This is a genomic window from Allosaccharopolyspora coralli (assembly GCF_009664835.1).
Taxonomy (GTDB): Bacteria; Actinomycetota; Actinomycetes; order Mycobacteriales; family Pseudonocardiaceae; genus Allosaccharopolyspora; species Allosaccharopolyspora coralli.
The window spans coordinates 685,129-697,040 of the sequence record NZ_CP045929.1 but is presented as its reverse complement, the minus strand read 5'-3'; the positions used below and the strand labels follow the sequence as shown (position 1 = coordinate 697,040).

Here is an 11,912-nt window from a genome sequence, read left to right as displayed (position 1 = left end):
CCCGACTGACCACGCCACAGGACCAACAAGGAAGGGAGACCGATGTCTCGCACGACACCGGTGAGCATGGATACCCCGCAGGTGCGCAGCCTGCTGGAGAACAACCCGCGCACCCGGCTGATCGACGTGCGCACCCCCGGCGAGTTCGCCGCGACCCACATTCCCGGCTCCTACAACGTGCCGCTGGACCTGCTGCGCGAGCACCGCACCGAGCTCACCGCCGACCACGAGGATCCGATCGTGCTGGTGTGCGCCTCCGGCGTCCGTGCGGATCAAGCACGCAGCGTGCTGGAGTCTGCAGGACTGGACCAGCTCAGCGTCCTGTCCGGCGGGATCACCGGGTGGCAGCAGCACGACGCGCCCGTCAACCGCGGCTCGGGCACCTGGGGCATGGAACGCCAGGTGCGGCTCGCCGCCGGGCTGCTCGTGCTCACCGGCGTACTCGCCAGCACCGCCTACGAACCCTTGAAGTGGCTTGCCGGCTTCGTCGGCGGCGGTTTGACCGTCGCCGCGATCACCAACACCTGCGCCATGTCGCGCGTGTTGGGCCTGCTGCCGCACAACCGCACCCCGAACTTCGACGGGGCGAGCATGATTCAAGCCCTGACCAGCGGGCAGGCCCCAGCGGGTTCCCCGTCCCGCTGACCTGACCGCCCCGGGCGTGCCCGCCCTTCTCTTTCCCTCCCCCGGTGTGAGTTCCGAGGCGCGTCCGCGCGTTCTCGAGGAAGCAGGAGACGATGATGGTTCTGGCGGGTCTGTTCGGCGCGGTCATCGGGCTGGCCCTGGGGCTGCTGGGTGCCGGAGGGTCGATCCTGGCGGTGCCGGCGCTGGTCTACGGCGTCGGACAACCCCTGCAGATGGCGATTCCCACCTCGTTGGCCGTGGTCGCGGTCTCCTCGGTGGGTGGCATCGCCCCCCGCACACGGCGCGCCCACGTGCGGTGGCCGGTGGCCCTGGTCTTCGGTGCCGCCGGCATCCCGGCCGCCTTCGCCGGCACCGCTCTGGGACGGCTGGTTCCGCAGCGCTGGCTGCTGCTGGCCTTCGCCGCGCTCATGGTCGTGGTGGCCGTGCGCATGCTGCGCGGCGGGGAGAACCACGCCGGCGCCTGCCGCACCGGCGAAGGCGGCATCGACTGGCGCAGCTGCCTGCCCAAATCCCTGGGCGCCGGCGCCGGCGTCGGGGTGCTCACCGGCCTGTTCGGCGTCGGCGGCGGCTTCGTCATCGTCCCCGCGCTTGCCGCCCTGCTCGGGCTCGAGGCCCACGCGGCCGTGGCCACCTCACTGGTGATCGTGCTCATCAACTCCCTGGCCGGGCTGGCCGCCCACGCCACCACGGCAGCCTCGCTCGACTACACCCTCCTCGCCGTCTTCGCCGGCACCGCCCTGGTCATCTCCACACTCGCGGGCCGGCTGGCACCCCGCCTGCCGGCAGCCACCCTGCGCCGCTGGTTCGCCTACATCGTCCTCATCGTCGCCGCCGGTGTGGCCACGGCGGCCATCCTCAATCCCACCGCACTCGGATAAGTGCCGCGCAGTTCGTGCTCGTCACCAAGCCACCGCGGTAGCGCGCGCAGAAAACAACTCGAGTATTGACCCGTCCCCTGCGACTGCCGGGCGGCCCACCGTCTCCGGGGCCATGCCTGTGACCAGCGGCCCCCTTCTCCGGGGCTTGGGAACATCGGAAGGACAGGGTGTGTGCCTGCATGGGGGGAGCGGCTACCGGGTAACGGACGAGGAAGGGACCGGAATCGGTTCGTCCTTCCGGCATGTCGGTGTCGCCGACTTGCGGGATCGCTTCGGAAAGGGAGTGGCCATGGATCCCAAGGACCTGTACGGGCAACAAGATCGGATACAGCTGGTCGATGTTCGGGAGCCGCAGGAGTGGCAGGCCGGGCGGATTCCTGGCTCGCGGTGGATCCCGATGAACGAACTGCCCGGGCGGCTCGAGGAGGTGGATCAGCAGCAACCGGTTGTCACGGTGTGCCGCAGCGGCAGCCGGAGCGGCAAGATGGCCGAGTTCCTGACTGGGCACGGCTATCGCGCCGACAATCTCGACGGAGGCATTCAGGCCTGGTCCGAGCAGGATCTACCGGTGCGCACTCCCGACGATGAGCAGCCGGGAGAGGTGGCGTGAGACCATGCTGTTCCAGCAGTTCTACCTGCAGTCCCTGGGACACGCCTCCTACCTCATCGGGGATGAGAAGACCGGGCAGGCGCTGGTGTTCGACCCGCGCCGGGACGTGAACGTCTACACGGAAGCAGCACGCACTCATGGCATGCGCATCGCCTACACGGCCGATTCGCACGGCCACAACGACTACCTGTCCGGGCTGACCGAGCTCACCGAACGCACCGGTGCCCAGGTGTGGGGATCAGCAGCCGGCGAGTTCGGCTATTCCCACCAGCCGATCAGCGACGGGCAGGTCATCGAGATCGGCGACGTCGGGCTCGAAGTGCTGCACACCCCGGGGCACACACCGGAGCACATCAGCCTGCTGGTCTACGACCGTGCCATGAGCGCCGATCATCCGGCGCTGTTGCTCTCCGGTGGGGCCCTGCTGGTCGGAGACCTGGCTCGCCCGGACCTGCTCGGCGGTCAGGAGAAAGCACAGGAAGCCGCGCGGACGTTCTGCGCAACGATTCAGGACAAGCTGCTGGCCCTGCCCGACCACGTGCAGGTGTTTCCCACCCACGTGGCGGGCTCGCTGTGCGGAGGCAGCATCGGCAGCCGCCTCTCGACCACCCTGGGCTACGAGCGGCACTCGAACGCGATCCTATCCGAAGTGGACAACACTGAGGGCTTCGTCCGCGAATGCCTCCGACTAGACAACCTGCCTGCGGTACCGCCGTACTGGCTGCGCATGCGCAGCCGCAACATGACCGGTGTCCAGCCACTCGGAGTGCTGGCCGAGCCACCGGCCTTGACCGTCGCTGAGTTCGAACAACACCGCGAAACCGGCACGATCGTGTTGGACGCCCGTTCACCGGAAGCCTTCGGCGGAGGACACATCCCCGGTGCCCTCAACGTCGGTCTCGGCACGGCGTTTCCCACCTGGGCGGGCACGGTGCTACCCGCGGACGCGCAGGTGCTGCTGATCCTCGACCAACCAGGGGAGCTATGGGAGGCCACGTGGCAGTTGCTGCGGATCGGCTACCCACCTCCGCTGGGGTGGTTGCGCGGCGGCATGAGCGCCTGGCGTACGGCCGCCAAACCCCTTGAGGAAACTCCTCAGATCACCGTGCACGAGCTCAACGACGAACTCGCCCGCGGCGAGACCGAGCTGCTGGACGTGCGCCAACCCAGTGAGTGGGCTGGCGGACACGTGCCCGGCGCTGCCTACATCACCGGCGCCGAACTGCCCGAACGCCTCGACGAGGTCCCCGACGGCAAGCCGGTGGCGGTGACCTGCGGCAGCGGCTACCGCTCCTCGGTGGCCACCAGCCTGCTGCAACGCCACGGGCACACCGACGTGCGCAACGTCCTCGGCGGCATGACCGCCTGGAAACAGGCAGACCTGCCCACGCAGGCAGGCTGACGCGGTAACTCCGAGGGGCACTGTGGTGCGGGACCTGACGCCGGATCAGCTGGCCGTGGTCGGCTCCGACGGCACGGTCACCACCAGCATGAGTGGTTAAGCTCGGCATCGTCGAACGCCTGGCCGCCGCAAGCCCCGCTGGGTGACCCGGCACTCAGAGCAGTGAGGTGAGCACGATGATGGATGGCATGATGGGCTGGATGCTGGTCTGGCCACTGCTGGTGCTGGTCGGGCTCATCCTGCTCGGGTACGTGGCTTTCCGGCTTGTCCGGGGTGGGGCAACCGCTCCGCCGCGTTCGGTGCCGTCGGCGCGCCAGATCCTGGACGAGCGGTTCGCTCGTGGGGAGATCGACGAGCAGCAGTACCGCCAGATGCGAGACGAGCTGCAGTGAGTGGCCGACCAATCAGCCGGCGGCGCGCGATGGGTGTGGCCGCGGCGGGTGCCGCGAGTGTGGCAGGCGGCACCGCGGGATGGCTGTGGAGCGCAAACTCGGCCGGCGGCGGGTTCCGTCCGGCCGCCACCGCAGCGCCGCTGCGCGAACCACGCGTGCTCAGCAGCCGCGGCGGCAGGTTGCAGGTGGAGCTCGCTGCCGCCGCGGGCGTGGCGCTGGCCGGGCGCGACACCGAGGCGCTGGGCTACAACGGGAGCTCACCAGGACCGACACTGCGGGTCCGGCCGGGAGACGACCTCGCAGTCCGGCTGATCAACGGGCTCGCCGAGCCCACCAACCTGCACACCCACGGGCTTCGCGTTTCGCCGCAGGGCAACGGCGACAATCCATTCCTGCGGATCGAACCGGGAACCTCGTTCGACTACCTATTCCGTATCCCACGCGACCACCCGACCGGGACCTTCTGGTACCACCCGCACCGCCACGGGCTGGTCGCCGATCAGGTCTTCGGCGGGCTCGGCGGGGCGCTGCTGGTCGATGACGGCCCGGACCTGCCCGTCGAACAGGACCGCGTTCTGCTGGTCACGGACACGACGATGACCGTGGACGGCGTCGTTGCCCGCCCCGACCGGATGGAGCGGATGCAAGGCCGGGAGGGTGAACTGGTCCTGGTCAACGGGCAGCATCAACCCACCCTCGGCGCCGCGCCGGGGACCGCGCAGCGCTGGCGCGTGATCAACGGTTGCGCCTCCCGGGTACTGGCGCTGCGGCTGGCCGGACACGAACTCGACCTCGTCGCTCGGGACGGGGCGTTCCTGCCCGCCCCGGAAAGCCAGCAACGCGTCGTGCTCCCGCCCGGTAGCCGCGCCGACGTCCTGGTGCGTCCGACGACACCCGGGCGTTTCCCCCTTCTGTCCGAGCCAGTAGACCGCGGCGGCATGGGCATGGGCGGTATGGGCGGCGGTGTCCGCAGCGAACGGGTGCTGCTGGCCACTCTGATGGCCGGGGGCCCCGAGGCGAAGCCGGCCCCGCTGCCGCCAGCGCTGCCCGCCGAGCAACCGCGCGCCACGACGGACGGGAAACGGCGCGAGGTCGCGTTCACCATGGGAATGGGCACGGCAGGCATGAGCCTCGGAATCGACGGCCGCGCCTTCGACCCCGACCGCACCGACCAACTCGTTCGTTTCGGCACAGTCGAAGAGTGGACCGTGGTCAACACCACCCCGATGACCCACCCGTTCCACCTGCACGTATGGCCGTTCGTCGTGCTGGCCACCAGCGACAACGCCCCGCTATCCGGAACACCGCAAGACGTCGTGCTCGTGCCACCACAAGGCTGGGTACGCTTGCGAATTCCGTTCACCGCCTATCCCGGCCGCAGCGTCTTCCACTGCCACATCCTCGACCACGAAGACGCCGGCATGATGGCCACCATCCAGGTCCGCTGACGGGGGCCGGGTGACGATCACGCACGGCGCCAGCGCCTGACCCGACTTCCCGTCGACCGCATCCGCAAAAGCTCGACACTCTCACCAACCAGACGGCGCCCTTACCTTCTCGGAAGAGCACCGTCGCACAAACGAACGTTCACGAGACATTGCAAGCCGTCGAGTGTTTTCGCAGGTCGGGTCTGTAACGCAACCCGTGTCCGCGCCACCGTCACGCTGTCGGGCCTTCGCAATACGGTCCGGGCCATGCGGATCGGCTACGGACGAGTCTCCACCCGCGACCAGCACCCCGAAGCCCAGCACGACGTGCTGACTGCGGCAGGCTGCGACGAGGTCTTCGTCGACAAGGCCTCCGGCACGCTCGCGCGCCGACCGGAACTGGAGAAAGCGCTACTGGCGGCCAACCGCACCGGCGACCAGCTCGTGGTCACCAAGCTCGACCGACTCGGCCGGTCGCTGGAGCACCTCATCGAGCTGTCCAACCAGCTGCAAGCCAAGCACGTCGATCTGGTCGTGCTCAACGGGGTAGCGGTAGCAGGTGCCGAAAAAACAACGGTTAGCTCGGGAGCGCTGGGGGCGGGCCGGATTCAGCGGGTTCGAGAGCCCGGTTGGCGCTGAGTTCGGGGAGGTATTTGTAGATCGTGGAGCGGCTGACGCCGAGCAGGCGGGCGATGGAGGCCACGGTGGTGTCGGGTTCGGCGAGCAGTGCGCGCGCGTGGCGGATCTGTTCGGGGGTCATGGCCGGTGGCCGGCCGAGCCGGACCCCGTTGGCCTTTGCGGCCGCGAGGCCTTCGCGGGTGCCGTCGACGATGAGTTCGCGGATGAACTCGGCCAGCGCGGCGAAGACGTGGAACACGAGCCTGCCTCCCGGTGTGGTGGTGTCGAGGTTCTCGTGCAGCGAGGTGAACTCGACGCCGCGCCTGCGCAGCTCGCTGACCAGGGACAGCAGGTCTTGCAGGCTGCGGCCGAGACGGGAGAGTTCCAGGACGACGAGGGTGTCGCCTTTACGGAGGTAGTCCAGGCAGGTCCACAGCTCGGGCCGCTCCGCGTTCTTCCCGCTGAGCTTCTCCTCGAACACCCGGATGCAGCCGGCACCGGTGAGGGCGTCGACCTGGCGGCGCAGGTTCTGGTCGGCGGTGGACACCCGGGCGTAGCCGACGCGGGCGCCTGCCCCGATGGCCTCGAGCGGGTCGCCGTCGAGGACGAGCTCGTGCGGGGCGTGGGTCATCGGCGGCACCTTCCATGATCACGGGCGTGCCGACTGTACGACAAAGGGCCGTGATCGGATTTTTGGACACTCCGACTTTGCAACGCGTTTTTTCGACACTTGCCGGGTAGCTCGAGGCTGTGATCCGGGCAGAGTTTTGATCATGTCGAGAAAGGTTCCTTTCGTCGACACCGTTGTCTGTGACACGTGGCTCGATGTGGTGGCCATGAACGTGACGCCTTGACCTTCCTCCCGGGGCAACCCCTTACGCCTCGGGGTGCGCAGCCTCGGGTGATGGGTACCTCGGTGGGGCGCCCGTAGCGGGGTTGAGCGAACCAACGAGCGAATCAGGGAGGTACGTGATGGCTACGACGATGGTGGAGCAGCGCAACCAGGCGTGTCTGGATGCGTGTGCCGAATGCCAGCAGGCGTGTGAGACGTGCAACTACAACTGTTGCGCCGGCAATCCGGATATGGCCGAGTGCGCCCGGCTGTGTCTGGACTGTGCGGCGATCTGTGCGGCCTGCGTGACGCTGCTGGCCCGTGATTCGCGCTGGGCGGCGCAGTTGTGCCAGCTGTGTGCCCAGGTGTGTGAGGCGTGCGCGGCTGAGTGCGATAAGTACGACATGGATTACTGCCGTGAGTGCGCGGCGGCGTGTCGCCGGTGCGCGGAGCAGTGCCGGGCGATGGCCACGGTCACCGCCTGAGGCCCCGAACCCACGGGGACCGAGGGGTAGGCGAGTGTGGCCGCCTACCCCTCGGTGCGCGCGCTGTCGTCGCGGTCGGTGTGGTTTTCGATGATGCGGCAGACCACGGCGTCCTGGCCGCGGCGTTGGCCCTCGCGGGCGGCCCGACGAGCGGAGGCTAACGAGCGGCGCAGTGCGCGCAGGTCGGCCAGGGTGCGGTCGATCTCGGTGATGTGGGTGTCGAGCAGTTCTGTGACCCGGCCACACGGTGTGGCACCGTCGCGTTGCAGGTCGATGATGTCTTTGATCTCGGGCAGGGTCAGACCCAGAGTCTTGGCCTGGCGGATGAAGCGCAGCACGTCGAGATCGTCCTCGGTGAACACGCGGTAGCCGGACTCGGTGCGCTCGGACGGCGGCAGCAGCCCCTTGGACTCCCACAGTCGTATCGCCTTGGCGCTGACTCCGGCGGCTGCCGCCGCCGCGCCGACGGTCATACCCATCAGATCCTCCTCTGTGTGTGGCCGCGAACCGTCATCCTTGACCTTACCCCTGGGGCAAGGTTCTAGCGTGCGTGTTGACGACGACAACCGCAGGTCACGCAAGGGAGTACGAGATCATGGACACGGTGCAGTTGCAGGTCACGGGCATGTCGTGCTCGGGATGTGAGCAGCGCATCGCCAAGGTGCTGGGCCGCGTGGACGGCGTGCGGGAGGTGAGTGCCGATCACAGCAGCGGCCACGTGCATGTGCGCCTCGGTCCGGAGTTGGCCGATCGTGCCGTGTTGGTCGAGCGGATCGAGGCGGCGGGCTTCGAGGTCACCGAGGGGGCGAGTCGGTGAGCACCGTGGTGGAGGAACGCCCGCAGTTGTGGGCCTCGGAGCCGAGTACGACTGAAGGCCAGCAACGGATCCGGGCCAAGATCGCGGGGCTGCACTGCTCGCTGTGCACCGGCACGATCGAAAAGGCCCTGGGCCGCATGGACGGGGTCGGCACGGTGTCGGTGAGCCTGACCCACGAGCAAGCCCTGGTCGACTACGACCCGGATGTAGTCGAGCCCGAGGAGATCCTGGGCACGCTGCGCGATATCGGCTACGAGCTCTACGACCCCCGCAAGCTGCGGGCCTTCGAGGACGAAGAGGCCGACCTGCTGGCCGAGGGCAAACGGCTGTTCACCGCGATCGGGCTGAGCCTGACCGCGATGGTCCAGATCGCCGAAGGATGGTGGACGCTGCTGTGCGCCACCCTGCTCGTGGCTGCACTCGGGTTGGTCTTTTCCATCCTGCGCCCGACCGGGCAGGCCCGAGCGGCGGGATGGGCCGCCGCGGTCGCCGCCCCCGGTGCGCTCGCGCTGGCCGCGCGTTTCGCCGGGCTACTGGAGTCCCCGGTCAATGGCTGGATCGCCGCCGTGCTCGCCGGGGCGATGGTCTTTGGGGTGGCCCCGCACATTCTGCGCATGGCGTATCAATCCGCACGACGCGGGATCCTCAACCAGCACGTGCTGCTGGAGGCCGGCGCGTTCGGCGGCATCGCTGGCGGCATCATCGGCCTGACCGGCTTGTTGGAGAACTACCCGACCGCGGAGTTTTTCGCGGCCGCCGCGATCGTGGCCACGTATCACATCTTCTCGGAGTGGCTGTCGCTGCTGGTCAAGACCCGCTCGGGTCAGTCGGTCAAGAAACTGCTGGACCTACAGCCCGACCTCGCCCGGCTCGTGGACAGAGCCGACGGCGGTGCCGAGTCCGAGGTGCCGGTCGAGCAGGTCGCCATCGGCCAGCACGTGCGGGTGCGCCCCGGCGAGCGCATCCCGCTGGATGGGCGCATCCGCGAGGGGGCCTCGGCGGTGGATGTCTCGCTGGTCACCGGCGAGCCAGTTCCGGCCGATCGCGGTCCCGGCGAGGACGTCGTGGGCGGATCGATCAACGGCACCGGCAGCCTGACCATCGAGGTCACCGCCACCGGCGCGGAAGGCTTCCTGGCCCAGGTCGTGCGGCATGTGGAGGACTCTCGCGCACTCAAACCCGGCATCCTGCACCTGGTCGACAAGGTCCTGCGCGTCTACACCCCCACGGTGCTCAGCATCTCCGCCCTGGCTCTCGTCGCCTGGTTGGCCGGCAGTTGGCTGGTCACCGGCGACCCGGATGTGCACCGGGCGGTGTTCGCCTCCCTGGGAGTGCTGGTGATGGGCTATCCCTGCGCGGTCGGCATCGCCGCACCACTGGCGATCGTGCGCGGCACCGGACACGCCGCCGATGCCGGCATCGTCATGCGCACCGGCGAGGCCTTCCAAACCTTCCGACTCGTCCGCCGCATTGTTTTGGACAAGACCGGCACCCTGACCCAAGGACGGCCCACCGTCCGAGCCGTCGAATCCGTCGACGGCGGCGAGAAGAACGCCGTGTTAGCGCTGGCCGCAGCAGCCGAGGACCCTTCCGAACACCCACTGGCGCGTGCCGTCGTCACCGCCGCCCAGGACCAGGGCTTGGCCGTGGAGACCGCAGACGAGTTCGCGTCGATGACCGGCTCCGGGGTGCGCGCCACCGTCGGCGGACAGCGAGTCCTCATTGGACGGCCGGGACTGCTCATTGACGCCGGCATCGACCTGGCCGAGCTCACCACGCGGATCGACCGATTCGAAGCCTCCGGGCACACTGTCATCGCCGTGGCCACCGAGAACACCGCCCTGGGCCTGATCGCGTTGGGCGATGAGCTGCGGCCCGACGCCACCGAGGCCGTCACCACGATGCGCCAGGCGGGCATGGAACCGGTGCTGGTCACCGGCGACAACCAACGCGCCGCCGACCATGTCGCCGAAGCACTCGGTATCCAACAGGTGCACGCCGGGATCCGCCCGGACGGCAAGGCCGAGCTCGTGCGCGAGCTGCAAGCCAACGGTGCCCGGGTGGCCATGGTCGGCGACGGCATCAACGACGCCCCGGCGCTGATGCAGGCCGACGTGGGCCTCGCCGCCGGTGGCGGGACCGACATCGCCGTGGAATCCGCCGACGTCGTGCTGCTGCGCGAGGACGTGCACACCGTGCTCGACGCCCGCGAGATCAGCGACCGCGCCTACCGACGCACCCGCACCAACGTGGGCCTGGCCTTCACGTTCAACGGACTCGGCATCCCCCTGGCCAGCACCGGCCTGATCTCCCCGGTGTGGGCGATGGTGGCCATGGGCGCTTCGGTAACCACGATCTTCCTGAACTCCTTCGGCACCCGACCCTCGCTGCTGATCAACGCCATCGCCAGCGTCGGCCGCGCACGCGGGACAACTGAGCAGCAACCCGCAAACCGCACGGCGGCCTGACCGTCCACACAACCCTGGCGCCAGACCAGGCGGGCGCGCGGCCCGCTCGAGCACGCCGCGCGCCCGTTCCTGCCGCGTCCCGACACTGCCGCACAAGGAAACAAACGTGTCTGAACCGAGGATGCCCGCCGCCCCACGGGGCATGCTGGCGCTGCTGACCGCCTCCGCGTTCGTGATCTTCGCGCAGATCTTCATGGTCGCGCCGCTGATCCCCCGGCTGGCCGAGGTCTTTCACACCGCCCCCAGCCTCGTCGGCTTGGCCGTGCCCGCCTACCTGCTGCCCTACGGGGCGATGGTGCTGGTGTGGGGACCAGCCTCCGAACACCTCGGCCGGCGGCCCGTCATTCTCGGCTCGCTGGCCGCGTTCACCGTCCTGGTCGGCGCGACCGCGCTGGCCAGCAGTGCCGGGGCGTTCATCGGGATGCGCCTGGCCACCGCCATCGGCGCCAGCGGTGTCGTGCCGATCGCGCTGGCCCTGGTCGGCGACCTGGTTCCGTATCAGCGGCGCGGGCACGCCCTCGGGTGGCTGTTCGGGGGCATGGCCGGCGGCATCGCCGTCGGCGCCACCGCCGGAGCATTGGGCGAGCCACTGGTCGGCTGGTCCGGACTGTTCCTGGCCACCGCTGCGGCCGGGCTGGTGCTGCTGGTCGCCGCCCTCGCCGTGCTACCGGCGACCCCGCGGTCGGCATCCCCGCCGGCGCCGCGCACCGTGGCCGCCGGCTACGCAGCCCTGCTACGTCAGACCCGCGGGCGGCGCACCTACACCTACGTGCTCATCAACGCGCTGCTGCACTCCGGGATCTACACCTGGCTCGGGGTGTATCTGCAGCAACGGTTCGACCTGGGCGAGTTCGGCATCGGACTGACCCTGCTCGGCTACGGCATCCCCGGCCTACTACTCGGCCCGGTCATCGGCCGGCTGGCCGATCGTTACGGCCGTGCCCGCATCATCCCCGCCGGAGTGGCCCTCGGCGGGATCTGCGCGCTGCTGCTGGCCAGCCCCCTGCCGCTGCTGGCGGTCCAAGCCAGCATCGTGGCCCTCTCTTTGGGCTACGACATGACCCAACCACCCCTGGGCGGCATCGTCACCAACCTGCCCGGACACGGTGGACTGGCCATGGCACTCAACGTCTTCACCCTGTTCACCGGCATGGGCCTGGGCAGCCTCGCCTTCCAAGCCCTCCTGCTGCCGACCGGATTCGGCGTCGCCCTGAGCACCTTCGGAGCAGCAGTGCTGCTCGCCGCCGCCCTGGCCGTGCCGGTCTTCCGCCACGAACGACCCCACACCCACCTCCAGAACTCCTGAGATCAGCGTCCGCCCGGCTTTCGCCACCGGGC

Annotated in this window: 13 protein-coding genes; 11 read left to right on the top strand and 2 right to left on the bottom strand. The window is 69.2% G+C overall.

The genetic code is table 11. The features are described from left to right. The first annotated feature begins 42 nt into the window (after nucleotides 1–42). The 7 genes from GIY23_RS03300 to GIY23_RS03270 all read left to right on the top strand — a co-directional run bounded on the left by GIY23_RS03300 (nucleotide 43) and on the right by GIY23_RS03270 (nucleotide 5,993). Nucleotides 43–645, top strand: a complete 603-nt coding sequence (locus tag GIY23_RS03300; RefSeq protein WP_075850070.1) for a rhodanese-like domain-containing protein — start codon at nucleotides 43–45, stop codon at nucleotides 643–645. Nucleotides 646–740: 95 nt separating this feature from the next. After that, nucleotides 741–1,523 (top strand): sulfite exporter TauE/SafE family protein, encoded by a 783-nt coding sequence (locus tag GIY23_RS03295; RefSeq protein ID WP_075850069.1) that lies wholly within the window; start codon nucleotides 741–743, stop codon nucleotides 1,521–1,523. A 289-nt stretch (nucleotides 1,524–1,812) separates the two neighbouring features. Then, complete coding sequence (locus tag GIY23_RS03290; RefSeq protein ID WP_075850118.1) at nucleotides 1,813–2,133, top strand: rhodanese-like domain-containing protein; 321 nt, start codon at nucleotides 1,813–1,815, stop codon at nucleotides 2,131–2,133. After that, on the top strand, nucleotides 2,108–3,535 hold the full coding sequence (locus GIY23_RS03285; protein WP_222850227.1) for an MBL fold metallo-hydrolase: 1,428 nt from the start codon (nucleotides 2,108–2,110) through the stop codon (nucleotides 3,533–3,535). The genes GIY23_RS03290 and GIY23_RS03285 overlap by 26 nt, the downstream gene beginning before the upstream one ends. A 176-nt stretch (nucleotides 3,536–3,711) precedes the next feature. Then, the gene (locus GIY23_RS03280; RefSeq protein WP_075850067.1) at nucleotides 3,712–3,927 is read left to right on the top strand and encodes an SHOCT domain-containing protein; all 216 of its coding nucleotides are present in this window, start codon (nucleotides 3,712–3,714) and stop codon (nucleotides 3,925–3,927) included. Then, nucleotides 3,924–5,375, top strand: a complete 1,452-nt coding sequence (locus tag GIY23_RS03275; protein WP_154075311.1) for a multicopper oxidase family protein — start codon at nucleotides 3,924–3,926, stop codon at nucleotides 5,373–5,375. The genes GIY23_RS03280 and GIY23_RS03275 overlap by 4 nt, the downstream gene beginning before the upstream one ends. A gap of 246 nt (nucleotides 5,376–5,621) precedes the next feature. Then, nucleotides 5,622–5,993 carry a recombinase family protein gene (locus GIY23_RS03270; protein WP_222850226.1) on the top strand — a complete coding sequence of 124 codons (372 nt, stop codon included), beginning with the start codon at nucleotides 5,622–5,624 and terminating at the stop codon, nucleotides 5,991–5,993. Here the strand turns inward: GIY23_RS03270 and GIY23_RS03265 are convergent. Continuing rightward, nucleotides 5,932–6,603: a recombinase family protein gene (locus GIY23_RS03265; protein WP_154075310.1), complete on the bottom strand. Its 672-nt coding sequence runs from the start codon at nucleotides 6,601–6,603 to the stop codon at nucleotides 5,932–5,934. The genes GIY23_RS03270 and GIY23_RS03265 overlap by 62 nt on opposite strands. A 341-nt stretch (nucleotides 6,604–6,944) precedes the next feature. Here GIY23_RS03265 and GIY23_RS03260 point away from each other — a divergent pair, with 341 nt between their 5' ends. Next, on the top strand, nucleotides 6,945–7,289 hold the full coding sequence (locus tag GIY23_RS03260; RefSeq protein WP_187352005.1) for a four-helix bundle copper-binding protein: 345 nt from the start codon (nucleotides 6,945–6,947) through the stop codon (nucleotides 7,287–7,289). A 44-nt stretch (nucleotides 7,290–7,333) separates the two neighbouring features. Here GIY23_RS03260 and GIY23_RS03255 read toward each other — a convergent pair whose 3' ends face one another. Further along, nucleotides 7,334–7,768, bottom strand: coding sequence for a MerR family transcriptional regulator (locus tag GIY23_RS03255; RefSeq protein WP_154075309.1), 435 nt, complete (start codon nucleotides 7,766–7,768; stop codon nucleotides 7,334–7,336). A 71-nt stretch (nucleotides 7,769–7,839) separates the two neighbouring features. Here GIY23_RS03255 and GIY23_RS03250 point away from each other — a divergent pair, with 71 nt between their 5' ends. The 3 genes from GIY23_RS03250 (at nucleotide 7,840) to GIY23_RS03240 (ending at nucleotide 11,880) form a co-directional block, all read left to right on the top strand. Next, entirely contained in the window at nucleotides 7,840–8,106 is a 267-nt protein-coding gene (locus tag GIY23_RS03250) for a heavy-metal-associated domain-containing protein (RefSeq protein ID WP_207630407.1), read from the top strand. Beyond that, nucleotides 8,103–10,574, top strand: coding sequence for a heavy metal translocating P-type ATPase (locus GIY23_RS03245; RefSeq protein ID WP_154075307.1), 2,472 nt, complete (start codon nucleotides 8,103–8,105; stop codon nucleotides 10,572–10,574). Before GIY23_RS03250 ends, GIY23_RS03245 begins: the two co-directional genes overlap by 4 nt. Before the next feature lie 106 nt (nucleotides 10,575–10,680). Beyond that, nucleotides 10,681–11,880, top strand: coding sequence for an MFS transporter (locus GIY23_RS03240; protein ID WP_228717519.1), 1,200 nt, complete (start codon nucleotides 10,681–10,683; stop codon nucleotides 11,878–11,880). Nucleotides 11,881–11,912 lie beyond the last annotated feature (32 nt).